Origin of the sequence: Actinomycetospora lemnae, assembly GCF_028737315.1 — a bacterium.
GTDB lineage: Bacteria > Actinomycetota > Actinomycetes > Mycobacteriales > Pseudonocardiaceae > Actinomycetospora > Actinomycetospora lemnae.
Map to the genome: position 1 here is coordinate 1 of NZ_JAQZAO010000002.1, position 16,956 is coordinate 16,956.

Consider the following 16,956-nt stretch of genomic DNA (forward strand, 5'->3'; position numbering starts at 1 on the left):
CCACCACCGGCTCATCCACCACGGCCAGTGGCAGGTCACCATCGTCGACGGGCTGCCCTGGTTCACCCCACCACCCTGGATCGACCCCGACCAACGACCCCGACCCGGCGGCCGACCCCGCGTCCCCTCTGAACCCGGGCACCGCGGGGCGGACGCCCCGCCGAGCAGCCGAGTCCACAGAGTTCCCTCAGTACCCCCGGGCCCCGGGCTCGATCATGCTGGCGCCGTGACGGAGTTCTTCGGCGCCCCGACCCCCACCCGCGGGCGCGGTCCCGGCCCCGCGGGGCGGGCGGTCCTGCTGGTCCTGTGGATCGTGATGGGGGTGATGCCCCTGGTCGCCTCGGTCGGCGACCTGGAGCTGGCCACCGGCCGTGCCGGCGTCCCGGGCACCCTGACCGTCGACGAGTGCATCACCCTCGGCCAGGGCCGCTACGACTGCCACGGCACCTTCGTCCCCGACAGCGGCGACCCGGCGATCGCGGTCGACGCCACCCCGGACTCCGAGGCCGGCGACGTCGTCCGCGCCCGGCTCGACACCGAGACCGGCCGCGCGGTGCCCACCGGGACCGCCGGCGTGCTCACCGCCCTGGCCGTGCCGTTCCTCGGCGTGGCGGTCCTGGCGCTCCTGCCCGCCGTCGCGATGTGGGCGACGGGCCGGCTCCGCCACGTCCGGACGGCGCTGGTCGTCGGGGTGCCGCTGGCCGTGCTCGCCGCGATCGGCAGCCTCGTCGGCCTCGTCGCCGCCGCCTGACCCGGAGGGCGAGCCGGCTCGCGCCCCCGACCGCTCCGCCCCCACACCCGCCGCGACGACGGCGGCGATGCCGACCACGGCCTCGAGCGTCGGCACCTGCGCGAGCAGCACCGCCCCGATCCCGAGCGCGATGGCGGGCTCGAGGCACATGAGCGTGCCGAAGGCAGCGGTGGTGAGCCGGCGCAGGGCCAGCAGCTCCAGGGTGAACGGCAGGACCGGCAGCAGCAGCGCGATGCCGAGGCCCGCGAGCAGCACCGTCGCGTCCAGGCCGCCGGCCTCGGCAGAAGCGACCAACCCCGGCCCGGCCACGGCCCCTGCCACCAGCCCGGCGACGGGCATCGAGACGGCGAGGCCGGTGATGCCCGTGACGTGGTCGCCGACCCGCTGGGTGAGCACGATGTAGCCGGCCCAGCAGCACGCCGCGGCCAAGGCGAACGCGACGCCGGCGGGGTCGAGGCCGGACTGCCAGGGATGGGTCAGCAGCACCACCCCGACCGCGGCGAGCAGCGCCCAGCCCCGCGCACGCCCCCGACCGCGGACGAGCGCCACCCCGAGCGGTCCGAGGAACTCCAGCGCGGACGCCGTGCCCAGGGGGATGCGGGCGATCGCCTCGGTGAAGAGGATCGTCAGCCCGGCCGTCACCGTCCCGAGCGCCACGCACGCCAGCAGGCTCGCGCGGGTGAACGCCGTCGGCCGCGGCCGCACGATCACGAGCAGCAGGACCCCGGCGAGCACCAGCCGCAGGCACGCCGTGCCCGCGGGCCCGATCCGCTCGAACAGACCCACCGAGAGGGCGAGCCCGAGCTGCACGGAGAACATGGCCGCCAGCGCCATGGCAGCCCCGGTGCGGGCGGAGGTCGAGGGACTCGCGGGGAGCGTGGGCGTCACGGCATCCATCCAAGAGCGCGCGAACGTCCACGTCCACGTGAGAATCCTTCACGAACCGTCCGCAGATCACGGACAATGTGCGTCGTGGACACCCGCCGCCTGCCCTACCTCGTCGAGTTCGCACGGCACGGGTCGATGCGGGTCGTGGCCGAGACGATGGGCACGAGCACGTCGGTGGTGTCCCAGCAGATCGCGGCGCTCGCCCGCGAGACCGGGGCGCCGCTGGTGGAGCCGGACGGCCGCCGCTCCCGCCTCACCGCCGCGGGCCACCGCCTCGCCGAGCACGCCCGCACGATCCTCGCGGCGGTCGAGACCGCGGAGCGCGACCTCGACCCGCACGCCGAGCCGCGCGGGCAGGTGCGGGTCGCGGGGTTCGCGACGGCGATCCGCCGGGCGCTCATGCCGACCGTCGCCGCGCTCGCCGCGACCCACCCGCTGGTGACGCTGACGATCCGCGAGTACGAGCCGGCCGAGGCGCACGCGATGCTCATGGCCGACCGCATCGACCTCGCCCTGACCTACGACTACGACCTCGCGCCCGCACCCCTCGACCCGGACCTCACGGCGTCCCCGCTGTGGTCGACCCCGTGGGGCCTCGCCGTGCCCGAGGCCGCGGCGCCGGACGCGACCCCCGACGCCGCGGGCGTCGTCGCGGCCTTCCGCGACCAGGCGTGGATCGGCAACTCGCGCAACACCGCCGACGAGCAGGTCCTGCGCACCCTCGCCTCGATGGCCGGTTTCCCGCTGCGCATCACGCACGAGGCGGACAGCCTCGACCTCGTCGAGGACCTCATCCTCGCGGGCCTCGGCGTCGGCCTGCTGCCGCAGGACCGCCCGCGCCGCCCCGGCATCGCGGTCGTGCCCCTGCGTGACCCCGGCGTGCACCTGCGGGCGTCGGCGGTGACGCGCCGGGGACACGCCGCGTGGCCGCCGCTGGCGCTCGTGCTGGACCGGGTCGCCCGGACAGCCACGTCCTGATCAGGCCCCGACGTACTCCGCCAGGTGCCGCCCGGTCAGCGTCGAGCGGTCCGCGACGAGCTGCGCCGGCGTCCCCTCGAACACCACCCGCCCGCCGTCGTGGCCCGCGCCCGGTCCGAGGTCGATGACGTGGTCGGCGTGCGCCATGACCGCCTGGTGGTGCTCGATGACGATCACCGACCGCCCCGAGTCGACGAGCCGGTCGAGCAGGCCCAGCATCTGCTCGACGTCCGCGAGGTGCAGGCCCGTCGTCGGCTCGTCGAGGACGTAGACCGAGCCCTGGTCGGCCATCTGCGTGGCCAGCTTGAGCCGCTGGCGCTCGCCGCCGGACAGCGTCGTCAGCGGCTGCCCGAGAGTGAGGTAGCCGAGGCCGACGTCGACGAGCCGCTCGAGGATCTTGTGGGCTGCCGGGGTCCTCGCGTCGCCGGACCCGAAGAACGAGACGGCCTCCGCCACCGGCATCCCCAGGACCTCGCTGATGTCCTTCCCGCCCAGCCGGTACTCGAGCACCGAGGCGTCGAACCGCTTGCCCTCGCACACCTCGCACACCGTCGAGATGCCGGCCATGATCCCGAGGTCGGTGTAGATCACCCCGGCGCCGTTGCAGTTGGGGCAGGCGCCCTCGGAGTTCGCGCTGAACAGCGCCGGCTTCACGCCGTTGGCCTTGGCGAACGCCTTGCGGATCGGCTCCAGCAGCCCGGTGTAGGTCGCCGGGTTGCTGCGCCGCGAGCCCTTGATCGGCGCCTGGTCGACGACCACCACGCCCTCCCGGCCGGCGATCGATCCGTGGATCAGCGAGCTCTTGCCCGACCCCGCCACGCCGGTGACGGCGACGAGCACGCCGAGCGGGATGTCGACGTCGACGCCCTGCAGGTTGTGCGCGTCGGCCCCGCGCACCTCGAGCGCCCCGGTCGGCGTCCGCACCGACGTCTTGAGCGACGCCCGGTCGTCGAGGTGCCGCCCGGTGCGCGTGCCGCTGCGCCGCAGCCCCTCGAGGTCGCCCTCGTAGACGATCTCGCCGCCGGCGGTGCCGGCGCCGGGCCCGAGGTCGACGACGTGGTCGGCGATCGCGATCGTCTCCGGCTTGTGCTCGACGACGAGCACGGTGTTGCCCTTGTCGCGCAGGCGCAGCAGCAGGTCGTTCATGCGCGCGATGTCGTGCGGGTGCAGCCCGATCGTCGGCTCGTCGAAGACGTAGGTGACGTCGGTGAGCGCCGACCCGAGGTGCCGGATCATCTTCGTCCGCTGCGCCTCGCCGCCCGACAGCGTGCCCGCCGGCCGGTCGAGCGAGAGGTAGCCCAGCCCGATCTCGACGAACGAGTCGAGCGTCGCCGACAGCGACCCGAGCAGCGGCGCCACGCCCTCGATGGTCGAGCTCCGCTTCGCTCCGTCTCCGGTCGCCTCGCCGAGGCCCCGCACCCACTCCGCCAGGTCGCTGATCTGCATCGCGCAGACCTCGCCGATGTTCTTCCCCGCGATCGTCGACGACCGGGCGGCCGCGGACAGGCGCGTCCCGTGGCACTCGGGGCAGGCGGTGAAGACGATCGCGCGGTCGACGAAGGCGCGGATGTGGGGCTGCATCGCCTCCCGGTCCTTGGACAGGAAGGACTTCTCGATCTGCGGGATGAGCCCGGTGTAGGTGAGGTTGATGCCCTCGATCTTGAGCTTCGTCGGCTCCTTGTGGAGAAGGTCGTCCAGCTCGCGCTCGGTGAAGCGCGCGATCGGCTTGTCCGGGTCGAAGAACCCGCAGCCGCGCAGGATGCGGCCGAACCAGCCGTCCATGCTCATGCCGGGGATCGTGATCGCGCCCTCGTTGATCGACTTGCTCGCGTCGTAGAGCGCGGTGAGGTCGAAGTCCGACGCGGTGCCCCGGCCCTCGCACCGCGGGCACATGCCGCCCGTGATGCTGAAGTCGCGGCGCTCCTTGATCTCGCGCCCGCCCTTGGAGAACGTCACCGCCCCGGCGCCGCTGATCGAGGCCACGTTGAACGAGAACGCCTGCGGCCCGCCGATGTGGGGCTCGCCGAGCCGGCTGAACAGGATCCGCAGCATCGCCCCGGTGTCGGTGGCGGTGCCGACCGTCGACCGGACGTCGCCGCCCATCCGCTCCTGGCCGACGACGATCGCCGTGGTCAGGCCGTCGAGGACGTCGACGTCGGGACGGTTGAGTGTCGGCATGAAGCCCTGGACGAACGCGCTGTAGGTCTCGTTGATCATCCGCTGGGACTCGGCGGCGATCGTGCCGAACACCAGCGAGCTCTTGCCCGACCCGGAGACGCCGGTGAACACGGTCAGGCGGCGCTTGGGCAGCTCGACGCTGACGTCCTTGAGGTTGTTCTCGCGGGCGCCGTGCACGCGGATGCGGTCGTGGCCGTCGGCGGGATGGGCGCCCGCCGTCCCGTCCGACCAGGTGGTCTCCGTCGTGGCCGTGCTCATCGGGTCTCCGTCTCCCTGCTGGTCGGTCGGGTGCTCGGCGGGACGGCCGTCACTTCACCTCGAAAATGCGGATCATGTTGCCGGCGGGGTCGCGCAGGGCGCAGTCGCGCACGCCCCAGGGCTGGTCGGTGGGCTCCTGGACGACGTCGGCGTCCCCCGCCTGCAGGCGCTCGAAGGTCGCGTCGACGTCCGGCGTGGCGAGGTTGATGCCGGCGTAGGTGCCCTTGGCCATCATCTCGGCGACGACGCGCCGCTCGTCGTCGGTGATCCCCGGGTCGGCCGTCGGGGGGTGCAGCACGATCGACGTGCCCGGCTGGCCGGGCGGCCCGACGGTGATCCAGTGCATGTCGCCGTACTCGACCTCCTTGCGCACCTCGAAGCCGAGGGTGTCGCGGTAGAAGGAGATCGCGGCCTTCGCGTCGTCGTGCGGGAGGTAGGCCTGGTAGATCGTGATGTCGGTGCTCGCCATGGCGCTCACGCTAGGGAGGGCGCCGCGGCCGGTGCTTCTCGATTCCTGATCGGTCGCGTGACCTTGCGGGCGACGCACGGCGACATGCCCTCGGCCTCGTGGGACGCGTCGCGGCGGTAGGCGCTCGGCGACATGCCGACGAGCTCGGTGAAGCGGGTGCTGAACGTGCCCAGCGAGGAGCAGCCGACGGTGAAGCAGACCTCGGTGACGCTGAGGTCGCCGCGGCGCAGCAGCGCCATCGCCCGCTCGATGCGGCGGGTCATGAGGTAGCTGTAGGGCGACTCGCCGTAGGCGCGGCGGAAGGCCCGGCTGAGGTGCCCGGCCGACATGTGCGCCCCGCGGGCCAGCGCCTCGACGTCGAGCGGCTGGGCGTACTCACGGTCGATCCGGTCGCGGACGCGGCGCAGCCGCGCGAGGTCGCGCAGGTGCTCCTCGTGGGACGCTCGGCCGGTCATCGGGTGGATCGTGCCACGGGCCGCCCGACCTGCGGGAGCGCCTCGTCGGGCGGCATGCTCGGGTCGTGGCCGACCCGCCCGCCGACCCGCCCGCCGACCCGCCCGCCGACCCGCCCGCCGACCCGCCCGCCGACCCGCCCGCCGACCCGCCCGCCGACCCACCGATCGACCCACCGATCGACCCGACCGCGCGTCGCACGATGATCGCGGCGCTGGTCCCGGAGGCCGAGCCGCTGGTCGGGGCGTTCCGCGACGAGCTCGACCCGACGGCGCGCCGGGGCCTGGGCGCGCACCTCACGCTCGTGTACCCGTTCGTCGTCCCGGCCGAGGTCACGGCGACGACGCTCGCGACGCTGCGGGCGGCGGTGGCGCCGGTCCCGGCGTTCTCGTGCACCTTCGGCGAGCTGCGGTGGTTCGGGTCGCGCGTGCTGTGGCTGGCGCCCGACGGGGAGCACGCCGTGGACGCGTTTCGGGAGATCGCCGAGCGGGTCCACGCGGCGTTCCCCGACCTGGCGCGCGAGGACCGCGAGCTCGTCCCGCACCTGACGGTCGGGCTGCGCCGGGCCGCCTCGACCGCGGCCCTGCGCCGAGCCGAGGCCGCGCTCGCGCCCCGGCTGCCGCTGACCGTGCGCGTCGAGGCCGTGCAGCTCCTCGTGCGCACCGAGACGTGGGACGTCGGTGCGGAGGTGCCGCTGGGCGTCGCTCCTGGTGTCAGTCCTTCTGGACCGTCCGGGCCAGGATCCCCAGCGTCGCCTGGATCGAGTGCGGGTTGATCACCGGGAAGATGTCGCGGGCGGCCCACTCGGGGTGGATGGCCGACCAGTCGTGGTACGAGGTCACGCGCGTGCCGTCCTCGGCCGGCTCGAGCCGGTAGCCGTAGACGTGGCCGATGTACGGGCGCACCTGGCCCTCGATCGTCCAGGCGATCTCGCGGTCCTGGTCGTAGACGGTGATGACGACGTCGACGTCGTAGCGCCCGAGCGGGCGGTCGCCGAGGGCCTCGCGGTCCATGTGGACGGTGAAGCGGTCGCCGACGCCCTGGACCGGCTCGCCGGTCGCGGACATGAGCATGCCCGAGCTGTCGATGGCGACGTGGCCGTGCGGGTCCCGCAGCACGTCGAAGACGGTCGCCGGCTCGGCGTCGATCCACCGGGTGACTTCGATGCGCTGCTCGCTCACGGCGCGGAGCATGTCACCACGAGTGGCACACAACCGTCTGCACCCGTCCGGCCTCCGCCGGAACAGCCGTCCGGCCCGCCGCGTTGTGTCGAGTGCAGGCGAGACCGAGGAGGTAAATCGGTGGCCACTCAGACCGCGATCCTGGCCGGCGGGTGTTTCTGGGGTGCCCAGGAGCTGCTGCGCCAGCGGCCGGGCGTCCTCTCGACCCGGGTCGGCTACTCCGGCGACCCGAACACCCCGAACGCCACCTACCGGCGTCACGGCGACCACGCCGAGGCCGTCGAGGTCGTGTTCGACGACGAGGTGATCTCGTACCGCGAGATCCTCGAGTTCTTCTTCCAGATCCACGACCCGTCGACGAAGAACCGGCAGGGCAACGACATCGGTCGCAGCTACCGGTCGGCGATCTACTACACGACTCCCGAGCAGGAGCGCGTCGCGCGCGACACGATCGCCGACGTCGACGCCTCGGGCCTGTGGCCGGGCAAGGTCGTCACCGAGGTGGAGCCGGCCAGTGAGTTCTGGGAGGCCGAGCCGGAGCACCAGGACTACCTGCAGAAGATGCCCTGGGGCTACACCTGCCACTTCGTCCGCCCGGGCTGGGTCCTGCCGAAGCGCGAGGCGAGCACCGGGACGAGCCAGGCGTGACGGCCGTCGAGGAGGACCTCGCGACGAGCTGGGCCGCCTGGCACGCAGAGCGCGAGGAGACCCTCCGCGCCCCGCACGGGTGGCTCAGCCTCACCGCGCTGTACTGGCTCGACGGGGCCGATGACGCTGCCCGCACCTACCCGGAGCTCCCGGGGACGTGGCGGGCCGTCGACGGCGGTGTGGAGATCTCGGCGAGCGCGGCCGACGGCGTGTCCGTGGACGGCGCGCCCGTCGACGGCACCACCCGCGTCGAGCCCGTCGACGGCAAGCCGGGCGTGCTCGTCGCGGTGGGGGAGCGGCGCGTCGAGGTGATCCGTCGCGAGGAGCACCTCGCGCTGCGTATCCGCGACCCGCAGGCGCCGACCCGGCAGCGGTTCGCCGGGGTGCCGGCGTTCCCGGTCGACGCCGAGTGGATCGTCACCGGGCGCTTCGAGGCCTGGGACGCGCCGCGCCGGATCGACGTCGACACCGTCGTCGACGGCCTCGGGTTCCACCCGACGGCCGTGGGCACGGTGCGCTTCACCCTCGGCGGCGAGGAGCAGGAGCTCGTGGCCCTGGGCGACGGCGAGCCGGGCGAGGAGCTCAAGCTCCACTTCCGCGACGGCACCTCGGGGGAGAGCACCTACGGCGGCGGGCGCGTCCTGCGCACCGCGCCGCCGGCGGCCGACGGGTCGGTGTCGATCGACCTCAACCGCACGATCAACCTGCCGTGCGCGTTCACGGCCTCGGCGACCTGCCCGCTCCCGCCCGCGGGCAACACCGTCACCGTGCCGGTCGCGGCGGGGGAGAAGACGCCCGTCTGACCTGTCCGACCTGTCCGACCCTCGTGCCCGACGTCGGCGACCTGCTGCCGTCGACGCGGGTTCCCCGGCGCGCTGAGCCCTCGTGAGCGGACTTGCGAGCTATGGCTGGAGAGTCCGCTCACGAGGGGCGGCAGTCGCGGCAGGGGCGGTAGCCCGCGGCGCGGGCGCGCGCCAGGCTCGGGAAGCCGTGCCGGTGGGCGGTGGTGATCCGGCGGGCGTGGTGGCAGGTCGGGAAGCATACGACGCCCGTGGTGTCGCTGCCGACGAGCCGGGTGCCCGCGGCCGCGAGCGCCTCGAGGTGCGCGAGCTCCACCCCCTCGCGCTCGAGCAGGGCGACCTTGTCCGCGCGCCCCGAGAGGTACTGCCCGACGTCGCCGTCGGAGCGCACCACCCGGTGGCACGGCACGAGCAGCGGCACCGGGTTGCGCGCCAGCACCGTGCCGACGGCCCGCACCGCGGCCGGGTGCCCGGCCTCCCGGGCGACCCAGCCGTAGGGCCGGATCTGACCCGCGGGGATGCGGGCGGTGACGGCGAGGACCTCGCGGGCGAACGGCGTCAGGTCCCCGAGGTCGAGGGCGGGTCCCTCGCCGCGGCCCCGCAGCGCCGGCAGCAGCCCGCGGGGGGCGCGCGGCGCCGGGCGCACTGGGCGGCCGTGGCGGCTGCGGTAGTCCTCGAGGAACGCGTCGAGCTCGCCGGCGAACGCCGCCGGCCGCAGCAGCCGCACACCCCGGGCACCCACGACGGCGTACACCTCGCCGAGCGGGCCGGGGACGCGCAGCCAGCCGTCGACGACCCGGTCGGCGAGGGTCGCGGGGGCGGGCTCGGCGAGGTCGCGGAGCGCCGCGAGCACCGGGTCGGTCATGAGGTCTCCTCCGTGCTGGTCAGGCGGGTGCGCAGGGCGGCGAGCCCGCGGGCGGCGTGCGAGCGGGCGGTGCCCTCGCTGCACGCGAGCACCGCGGCCACCTCGGCGACGGGCAGGTCGACGACGTGGCGCAGCACCACCGCGGTGCGCTGGGCGACGGGCAGCGTCGCGAGCAGGGCGGCGAGCCGGTCGCCGAGGTCGGTGCCCTCCGCCCGCTCGGCGGGTCCGGGAGCGGGGCTGGCGCGGTCGGGCGGGTCGGCGGCGCCGTCGGTGCGGGGGCGGCGGGCGGCGTCGCGGCGGTCGTTGCGGGCGGTGTTGAGCAGGATCGTGAGCAGCCAGGGCCGCAGGTCCAGCCGGGCGATGCGGTCGGGGTCGTAGCCGCGCAGCGCCCGGTAGGCCCGGAGGAACGCCTCGGCGGCGAGGTCCTCCGCGTCGGCGGCCCGCTCGGCGGTGCGCCGGGCGACCGCGTGCACCACGTCCCCGTGGGTGCGCACCAGCGCCTCGAACCCCGCGTCGAGGTCCTCGCTCAGCGCGGCGCGCAGCTGCTCGTCGTCCGCCACGTCGGGGAGAACACCACAGCCGCGGACTCCGTGGCGGCCTCCGATTCCTGCAAGACGGTCGACCGTGCCCGGGGCAGGCTCGCCGCCATGACCGTGCGCCGCATCGTCCCCAACCTCACCGTCGCCGACCCCGTCGCCGACGCCCCCTTCTGGACCGGGCTGCTCGGGCTCGAGACGCCGATGGACATGGGCTGGGTGGTCAACCACCGCGCCGCGGACGCCGTCCAGGTGCAGCTCATCTCCCGCGACGCCACCGCGCCCGAGGACAGCCGGGTGTCGGTGGAGGTGGAGGACGTCGACGCCGTGCACGCGCAGGCGGTCGCGGCCGGCTACGAGATCGTCCACCCGCTCACCGACGAGCCCTGGGGCGTGCGGCGCTTCTTCGTCCGGACCCCGCAGGGCGTGGTGGTGAACGTGCTCGCGCACCGGTGAGCCTGGTAGGCAGTCGGTCCATGCCGACCCTGATCACGGGAGCGAGCTCCGGCCTGGGCGCGGGGATGGCCCGCGAGCTCGCCGCCCGGGGCCACGACCTCGCGCTCGTCGCCCGCCGCCTCGACCGTCTCGAGGCGCTGCGCGAGGAGCTCGCGCCGACCGGTGTCCGCGTCGCCGTCGCCGCGCTCGACGTCGACGACCACGACGCCGTCTTCCGGACGGTCCGTGCGCTGCACGACGAGCTCGGCGGCCTCGACCGGGTGGTCGTCAACGCCGGGCTGGGCAAGGGCGCGCCGATCGGCACCGGGCGGTTCGACGCCAACCTCGCGACGGCGCGCACCAACTTCGTCGCCGCGCTGGCGCAGTGCGAGGCCGCCATGGAGATCTTCCGGGCGCAGGGCTCCGGGCACCTGGTCGTCGTGTCGTCGGTGGCCGCCGACCGGGGGCTGCGCGGCGCGCAGACGACCTACGCCGCGACGAAGGCGGCGCTCTCGCACCTCGCCGAGGGCATCCGCGTCGACGTCGCGGGCACGCCGATCCGCGTCACCACCCTGGCGCCCGGCTACATCCGCACCGACCTCAACGGCGGCCTGAGCAGACCGTTCTCGGTCGACGCCGCCACCGGCTCGCGGGCCATGGTCGACGCCATCGAGAAGGCGCCGGCGCACGCCTACGTGCCGGCTTGGCCGTGGGCGGTCCTCGGCCGGGTCCTGCGCGTCATGCCGACGCCGATCCTGCGTCGGGTCACGTGACTACGGTGGGGTCGTGGCCGAGCTGAAAGAGCGACTGCGCAGCGACCTCACCACCGCGATGAAGGCCCGCGACGAGGTGCGGGTGGCGACGCTGCGGATGGCGCTGTCCGCGATCAACACCGAGGAGGTGGCGGGTGAGAGCCACCGCGAGCTCACCGACGACGAGGTCGTCACGGTGCTCGGGCGCGAGTCGAAGAAGCGCCGCGAGTCCGCCGAGGCCTTCGACGGCGCCGGCCGCACCGAGCTCGCCGAACGGGAGCGCGCCGAGCAGGCCGTGCTCACCGACTACCTGCCCGCCCAGCTCTCCGACGAGGAGCTGACGTCGCTCGTCGCCGCGGCCATCGACGAGACGGGCGCCGAGGGGCCCAGGCAGATGGGCCAGGTGATGAAGGTCGTGCAGCCGCGGGTCGCCGGGCGCGCCGACGGGCGGCGCGTGTCGGGCGAGGTCAAGCGCCAGCTGAGCTCGTGAGCACCGCGCTCGTCACCGGCGGCGGCACCGGCATCGGCCGCGCCTGCAGCCTCACCCTGCACCGCTCGGGGCGCGCCGTCGCGATCTCCTACCGGCGCTCGTCCGACGAGGCCGAGGCCACGGTCGCCGAGATCGAGGCCGAGGGCGGCCGCGCGCTGGCGGTCCGGGCGGACGTCACCGACGACGCCGCGGTCCGCGCGATGGTGGACGAGGTGCGGGAACGGCTCGGGCCGGTCGAGGTGCTCGTCAACAACGCCGGCGCCACCGTGCCGCTGCCCCTCGACGACCTCGAGGGCGCCACCGACGAGGTCTGGCAGCAGCTGCTCGCGATCAACCTCATGGCGCCCTGGTACTGCGCCCGGGCCGCGGCCGACGACCTGCGCGCCGCCGACGACGGCGTGGTGATCAACATCGGTTCGATCGCGGGGCAGACCGGCAACGGGTCGTCGCTGCCGTACGCGGTGAGCAAGTCGGCGCTCCAGGGGCTGACGCGCTCGCTCGCCCGCGCCCTGGCCCCGGTGCGGGTCAACGAGGTGGCGCCGGGCCTCGTGCTGACCCGGTGGTGGGCCGGCAACGAGGAGCGCGGCCGGGAGCTCGCGGCGTCGGCGCTGCTCGACCGCGAGACGACGCCCGAGGACGTGGCCCGCGCGGTGCTCGGGCTCGTCGAGAGCCGCGCGATCACGGGGCAGACGATCACCGTCGACGGCGGCCAGACCTTGTAGGCGCGCAGGGTCGCGGAGCGAGGGACGCCCTGGCGGCGTGGGACGCAGCGAGGGACGCCCTCGCGGCGATACGGGTGCGCCTACAGGGCCCGGGCTAGCAGCACGGCGGCGAGGACCAGGCCCGCGAGCGCGATCCCGACGCGCAGGACGGTCGGGGGCAGGCGGCGGGCGATCGCCGGGCCGCAGTAGTTGCCGACGAGCAGGCCGGCGGTCAGGGGCAGGGCCGCTGACCACGACACCTCGCCCAGCACCGCGAACCCGACCGCCGCGACGGCGTTCGACGCCCCGAGCAGCACGTTCTTCACGGCGTTGACGCGCACGAGGCTGTCGGCGAGGGCCCGCACGAGCAGGGCCATCATCACCACCCCGGCGGCCGCGCCGAAGTAGCCGCTGTACACCCCGACGGCGACGACGCCGACGACCGTGGCCGCGCGGCCGCCGCGCGAGGTGACCGGCGCGGCGTCGGGGCGCGGGCGCAGCAGGAGCACCAGCGAGGCACCGGCGACGAGGAACGGCACGATGAGCGCGAAGGCCTCCGACGGCGTGACGAGCACGAGGCCCGCGCCGATCGCGCCGCCGAGGATCGTCAGCGGCAGCAGCCGCAGCACCCGGGGCGCCTGGCCCCGCAGCTCCGGGCGCGAGCCGAGCATCGAGCCGACGCTGCTGACGGCCAGCGCGATGGTGTTCGTCTGGTTCGCGGCGACGGGGGAGAGGCCGACCGCCAGGAGGGCGGGGTAGGAGAAGAGCGACGCCAGCCCGGCCATCGAGCCCGACAGCCCGGCAGCGAACCCGGCGACGACGAGCAGGGCGACCATCGGCGCCATCACACCACCGGCTCACGCACGGTGCCGGGTTCCGCGGGGGAGGCGCGGGGCACACTCGCCCGGTGGAGCAGCGAGCGCCCGCGGGCCGGAGTCCGATCAGGGACGTCGAGATCCGGGACGAGACCATCCGGCTCGGCCAGCTGCTGAAGCTCGCGGACCTCGTGGAGCACGGCGCGGCCGCCCGGGAGGTCCTCGAGGCCGGCGAGGTCACGGTCAACGGACGCGGGGAGTCACGACGGGGTCGCCAGGTGGTGCCGGGCGACGTCGTGGCCCTCGGTGACGAGCGGATCCGCGTGCGCGGTCCCCAGGGGTAGCGCGACCGGCGGCGCGAGGCAGCCCGCGACGGAGCCTGCAACGGGGCCCGGAATCGCCGTCCCGGCGAACCGGGTGGAACGACGACGACCCCGAGCCCCGATGTGGAAACAGCCCCACGGAGAGAGGTCCGAGATGGGGCTGGGTACGAGCTTAGTCCCTGCACAGCGGGCCGTCGCCGGAGGACACCGCGTCCGATCCGGTCGCTATCGACTCGTCCCACGGACGTGACGTCACTGTCACCGAGTAACGGACATGTCACGCCACGTCACGACGATCGCGCTCTCACCCACCGGGCCCGGCGGACGGTGTGATCGGACCGAGACCTGCTCTATCGTGACCCTGCCTCCTGTTCGTCCGGTGACCGTCGCGTCCGTCGCGCGGGCGGGGGACAGCGGTCCGCACTGGGCCGTTCGTGGCCACCGAGGGGGAGCGGAGCGTGAGCGAAGGCGAGAGCGGGTCCGACGGCCCGGTCGGCGCACGCCGCCGCCGCCGCGGGCGGGTCGGGCGCACCGGCGCCCGCTTCCCGCGCCCCCTCGACGACGACGTCCCCGAGCCCGAGGACACCCCCGACGCGACGCCCGGGAGCAGCGACGGGACCACCGACGGGACGGCCGACGGGACCGCCGACGGGACCGCCGAGGGGACCGCGGACGCGTCCGGCGGCCTCGTCCTGCCCGGCGAGTCGGGCAGCCTCCCGCTCACCGGTGCCCGGTTCGGCTCCCACGCGCGCCGGGCCCGCAAGGAGGCCGCCCGCGCCGCCGAGCAGGACGCCGCCGTCCCGGAGCAGGCGCCGCCGCCGGCCCGTCGCCAGCCCGAGCCCGACGACGCGCCGACCATCCCGCTGTTCATCACCGCGCCCCCGCCGCCGGAGAGCACCCGCACCCGCGTGCGCCCCTACGTCCGCACGCGCGGGCGCACCCGGGCGCGGGCCGACCTCGCCGTCGAGACCCTCGTGTCCATCCCGTCCCCGCGCCCTCCGCTGGAGGACCCGGAGCACGTCGCGGTCGGCGACGTCGTCGACGACCCCCGGTCGGTGGCCGAGGTGGCCGCGCTGCTCGCGGTCCCGCTCGGCGTGGCCCGGGTGATCATCGACGACATGGCGGGCGCGGGACTGCTCCTCGTGCACCCGCGGGCCGTCGCCACGTCCGGGGCGCCGTCGCTCGACATCATGCAGCGCGTGCTGGACGGCCTGCACCGCCTGTAGAACAGGGGTGTGACGACCACGACCCCTCGCCTCACCGGCTACGCCCACGGTGGCGGCTGCGCCTGCAAGATCCCGCCCGGCGAGCTCGAGGACGTCGTCCGAGGCCTCACCCCGTCCCCGTCGACCGCGCGCGAGGGCGAGCTCGTCGTCGGGCTCGAGGACGGTGACGACGCCGCGGCGGTGCGCATCCGCGACGGGCTCGCGATCATCGCGACCACCGACTTCTTCACCCCGGTCGTCGACGACCCCTACGACTGGGGCCGCATCGCCGCCGCCAACGCGCTCTCCGACGTCTATGCGATGGGCGGGCGGCCGGTGATCGCGCTGAACCTCCTGTGCTGGCCGCGCGACGTCCTGCCCTACGACCTCGCGGCGGAGGTGCTGCGGGGCGGGCTGGCGGTCGCCGACGAGGCCGGGTGCCACGTCGCCGGCGGCCACTCGGTGGACGACCCCGAACCCAAGTACGGCATGGCCGTGACGGGCACGGCCGACCCGGACGCGCTCATCCGCAACGACGCCGCCCGCCCGGGCACGCCGCTGACGCTGACCAAGCCGCTCGGGCTCGGGGTGCTGAACAACCGGCACAAGGCCACCGGCGAGTCGTTCGCGGAGGCCATCGCCGTCATGACCACGCTCAACGCCGCGGCCTCTCGCGCCGCGCTCGCCGCCGGCATCCGCGCCGGCACCGACGTCACCGGCTTCGGCCTGCTCGGCCACGCGCACAAGATGGCGCGCGCCTCCGGCGTCACCGCGGTGATCGACAGCGCCGCCGTCCCGTTCCTCGACGGCGCCCGCGAGGCGGCCGCGGCGGGCAACGTGCCGGGCGGCTCGCGGCGCAACCTCGACTGGGTCCGCCCGCACGCGCGGATCGACGTCGACGAGACCACGGCGCTCCTGCTCGCGGACGCCCAGACCTCGGGCGGGCTGCTGCTCGCCGGCGAGATCCCCGGCCACCCGGTGATCGGCGAGATCGTCGCGCCCGAGGACGGCGTCACCCTCCGCGTGCGCTGAGCGCCTGCCCCCACAGGTCGAGCGCCGCCTCGCGGACCTCCTCGACGGGCACGTCGTGGGTGGCGCTGGCCTCGTGCCCGCACCAGCCGTCGAGCACGCGCCGCCCGCACACCTGGCAGCCGCCGTGCCACGAGACGAGCACGCGGTGCCAGGTGCGCGTGAGCGGGGCGACGTCGGCGAGGTTCGCGTAGGTGAACACCGCGACCGTCGGCGTGCCCACCGCGCCCGCGAGGTGGCGCGGGCCCGAGTCGTTGCCCAGCACCATCGTCGCGCGGGACAGGAGCCCCACCAGCGCGGGCAGGTCGAGGGTGCCGACGGCCGTCTCGGGCTCGGTGCGCATGCCCGCGACCACCCGCGCGACCCGGTCGGCCTCGCTCGGCCCGCCGGCGACGACGACGCGGGCGCCACGGCCGGCGCCGTCGGCGAGGTCGGCGAGGTCGGCGAGGTCCTGGGCGATCGCGCCGAGGCGCTCCTCCGGGTAGCAGCGGCGGGCGTCGGTGGCCCCGGGGTGCACGACGAGCAGCGGGGCGTCGCCGGGCGGCACGACGGCGCGCGAGGCCGCGAGGTCGGCCTCGGTCACGGCGAGGTGGGGCTCGATGCGACGGGTGGGCGCGCCCGCCGCGGCCGCGACCTCCAGCCAGCGGACGGTGTCGTGCTGGTAGGGCCAGTAGGGCACCCAGCGGTCGGGTCGCGGCGCGTCGGGGGTGGCGGCGCCGACGGTCACCTCCGCGCCCAGGCGCAGCAGGAGCTTGTTGGAGTTCCGCCCGCCGCCGTGGAGCTGCACGGCCAGGTCGTAGCCCTCGGCGCGGCGCTCCGCGCACCAGGCCTCGACCTCCTCCTCACTCGCGTCCGGGTCGGGACCCACCCGCACACCGGGCACGAGCGGCACCGTGACGACGCGGTCCACCGGTGACGGCCGGCCCGCGAGCAGCGCCTCGTGGTGCTTCGCGCCGAGCAGCGTGATCTCGGCGTCGGGGTAGGCGTCGCGCAGCGCGGAGAGCGCGGGCTCGGCCACGACGTAGTCGCCGATGCCGTTGGCGCGCAGGATCGCGATCCGCCGGGCGTCGGGCACCGGGGGAGCGGGTTGGGCCGGGAGGCCCAGGGCCGGGCCGTCAGGACGGCCGTGCGGGGGGCCGTCGGGGGACGCAGCGACCCGTGGGTCGGGGACGATCACGCCGCGAGAGCCTACGGTCGGGGC

At 75.2% G+C, this 16,956-nt stretch carries 20 protein-coding genes; 11 read left to right on the forward strand and 9 right to left on the reverse strand.

Annotation, left to right across the window (positions count from 1 at the left end):
- Nucleotides 1-187: 187 nt before the first annotated feature.
- On the reverse strand, nucleotides 188-1,639 hold the full coding sequence (locus tag PGB27_RS03685; RefSeq protein ID WP_274199003.1) for an EamA family transporter: 1,452 nt from the start codon (nucleotides 1,637-1,639) through the stop codon (nucleotides 188-190).
- An 84-nt stretch (nucleotides 1,640-1,723) separates the two neighbouring features.
- Between PGB27_RS03685 and PGB27_RS03690 the strand changes: the two genes are divergently transcribed.
- Nucleotides 1,724-2,617: a LysR family transcriptional regulator gene (locus PGB27_RS03690; protein WP_274199004.1), complete on the forward strand. Its 894-nt coding sequence runs from the start codon at nucleotides 1,724-1,726 to the stop codon at nucleotides 2,615-2,617.
- Here PGB27_RS03690 and PGB27_RS03695 read toward each other — a convergent pair whose 3' ends face one another.
- The 3 genes from PGB27_RS03695 to PGB27_RS03705 are packed head-to-tail and all read right to left on the reverse strand — an operon-like array spanning nucleotide 2,618 to nucleotide 5,977.
- Nucleotides 2,618-5,053, reverse strand: a complete 2,436-nt coding sequence (locus tag PGB27_RS03695) for an excinuclease ABC subunit UvrA (RefSeq protein ID WP_274199005.1) — start codon at nucleotides 5,051-5,053, stop codon at nucleotides 2,618-2,620.
- Nucleotides 5,054-5,102: 49 nt separating this feature from the next.
- Nucleotides 5,103-5,522 carry a VOC family protein gene (locus PGB27_RS03700; protein ID WP_274199006.1) on the reverse strand — a complete coding sequence of 140 codons (420 nt, stop codon included), beginning with the start codon at nucleotides 5,520-5,522 and terminating at the stop codon, nucleotides 5,103-5,105.
- A gap of 5 nt (nucleotides 5,523-5,527) precedes the next feature.
- Nucleotides 5,528-5,977 carry a helix-turn-helix transcriptional regulator gene (locus tag PGB27_RS03705; RefSeq protein ID WP_274199007.1) on the reverse strand — a complete coding sequence of 150 codons (450 nt, stop codon included), beginning with the start codon at nucleotides 5,975-5,977 and terminating at the stop codon, nucleotides 5,528-5,530.
- A gap of 65 nt (nucleotides 5,978-6,042) precedes the next feature.
- Between PGB27_RS03705 and PGB27_RS03710 the strand changes: the two genes are divergently transcribed.
- A complete protein-coding gene (locus tag PGB27_RS03710) occupies nucleotides 6,043-6,750 on the forward strand; it encodes a 2'-5' RNA ligase family protein (RefSeq protein ID WP_274199008.1) in 708 nt (235 codons plus the stop codon).
- Here PGB27_RS03710 and PGB27_RS03715 read toward each other — a convergent pair.
- On the reverse strand, nucleotides 6,689-7,156 hold the full coding sequence (locus PGB27_RS03715; protein WP_332843744.1) for an SRPBCC family protein: 468 nt from the start codon (nucleotides 7,154-7,156) through the stop codon (nucleotides 6,689-6,691). The genes PGB27_RS03710 and PGB27_RS03715 overlap by 62 nt on opposite strands.
- Nucleotides 7,157-7,276: 120 nt before the next feature.
- On the opposite strand from PGB27_RS03715, the gene msrA reads away from it, so the two are divergent.
- Entirely contained in the window at nucleotides 7,277-7,804 is a 528-nt protein-coding gene (msrA, locus tag PGB27_RS03720) for a peptide-methionine (S)-S-oxide reductase MsrA (protein WP_274199010.1), read from the forward strand.
- Nucleotides 7,801-8,607, forward strand: a complete 807-nt coding sequence (locus PGB27_RS03725) for a DUF1684 domain-containing protein (RefSeq protein WP_274199011.1) — start codon at nucleotides 7,801-7,803, stop codon at nucleotides 8,605-8,607. The genes msrA and PGB27_RS03725 overlap by 4 nt, the downstream gene beginning before the upstream one ends.
- 118 nt (nucleotides 8,608-8,725) lie before the next feature.
- Here PGB27_RS03725 and PGB27_RS03730 read toward each other — a convergent pair whose 3' ends face one another.
- Both PGB27_RS03730 and PGB27_RS03735 read right to left on the reverse strand, forming a co-directional pair.
- Nucleotides 8,726-9,469, reverse strand: a complete 744-nt coding sequence (locus tag PGB27_RS03730; protein WP_274199012.1) for a methylated-DNA--[protein]-cysteine S-methyltransferase — start codon at nucleotides 9,467-9,469, stop codon at nucleotides 8,726-8,728.
- A complete protein-coding gene (locus tag PGB27_RS03735; RefSeq protein WP_274199013.1) occupies nucleotides 9,466-10,029 on the reverse strand; it encodes an RNA polymerase sigma factor in 564 nt (187 codons plus the stop codon). Before PGB27_RS03735 ends, PGB27_RS03730 begins: the two co-directional genes overlap by 4 nt.
- Nucleotides 10,030-10,116: 87 nt before the next feature.
- Between PGB27_RS03735 and PGB27_RS03740 the strand changes: the two genes are divergently transcribed.
- From PGB27_RS03740 to PGB27_RS03755, 4 genes are read left to right on the forward strand one after another with little or no spacing between them, the layout of a single operon-like run.
- Entirely contained in the window at nucleotides 10,117-10,461 is a 345-nt protein-coding gene (locus PGB27_RS03740; protein ID WP_274199014.1) for a VOC family protein, read from the forward strand.
- 20 nt (nucleotides 10,462-10,481) lie between these two features.
- Nucleotides 10,482-11,213, forward strand: a complete 732-nt coding sequence (locus PGB27_RS03745; protein WP_274199015.1) for an SDR family oxidoreductase — start codon at nucleotides 10,482-10,484, stop codon at nucleotides 11,211-11,213.
- 13 nt (nucleotides 11,214-11,226) lie between these two features.
- A complete protein-coding gene (locus tag PGB27_RS03750; RefSeq protein WP_274199016.1) occupies nucleotides 11,227-11,682 on the forward strand; it encodes a GatB/YqeY domain-containing protein in 456 nt (151 codons plus the stop codon).
- The gene (locus PGB27_RS03755) at nucleotides 11,679-12,404 is read left to right on the forward strand and encodes an SDR family NAD(P)-dependent oxidoreductase (protein ID WP_274199017.1); all 726 of its coding nucleotides are present in this window, start codon (nucleotides 11,679-11,681) and stop codon (nucleotides 12,402-12,404) included. The genes PGB27_RS03750 and PGB27_RS03755 overlap by 4 nt, the downstream gene beginning before the upstream one ends.
- A gap of 80 nt (nucleotides 12,405-12,484) precedes the next feature.
- On the opposite strand, the gene PGB27_RS03760 is transcribed toward PGB27_RS03755, so the two are convergent.
- The gene (locus PGB27_RS03760) at nucleotides 12,485-13,228 is read right to left on the reverse strand and encodes a sulfite exporter TauE/SafE family protein (RefSeq protein ID WP_274199018.1); all 744 of its coding nucleotides are present in this window, start codon (nucleotides 13,226-13,228) and stop codon (nucleotides 12,485-12,487) included.
- A 62-nt stretch (nucleotides 13,229-13,290) separates the two neighbouring features.
- Here PGB27_RS03760 and PGB27_RS03765 point away from each other — a divergent pair, with 62 nt between their 5' ends.
- The 3 genes from PGB27_RS03765 (at nucleotide 13,291) to selD (ending at nucleotide 15,758) form a co-directional block, all read left to right on the forward strand.
- Nucleotides 13,291-13,542, forward strand: coding sequence for an RNA-binding S4 domain-containing protein (locus PGB27_RS03765; protein WP_408630004.1), 252 nt, complete (start codon nucleotides 13,291-13,293; stop codon nucleotides 13,540-13,542).
- A 437-nt stretch (nucleotides 13,543-13,979) separates the two neighbouring features.
- A complete protein-coding gene (locus PGB27_RS03770) occupies nucleotides 13,980-14,747 on the forward strand; it encodes a DUF742 domain-containing protein (protein WP_274199019.1) in 768 nt (255 codons plus the stop codon).
- A gap of 9 nt (nucleotides 14,748-14,756) precedes the next feature.
- Nucleotides 14,757-15,758: a selenide, water dikinase SelD gene (gene selD, locus PGB27_RS03775; RefSeq protein WP_274199020.1), complete on the forward strand. Its 1,002-nt coding sequence runs from the start codon at nucleotides 14,757-14,759 to the stop codon at nucleotides 15,756-15,758.
- Here the strand turns inward: selD and PGB27_RS03780 are convergent.
- Entirely contained in the window at nucleotides 15,739-16,932 is a 1,194-nt protein-coding gene (locus PGB27_RS03780; protein ID WP_274199021.1) for a glycosyltransferase family 9 protein, read from the reverse strand. The genes selD and PGB27_RS03780 overlap by 20 nt on opposite strands.
- Nucleotides 16,933-16,956 lie beyond the last annotated feature (24 nt).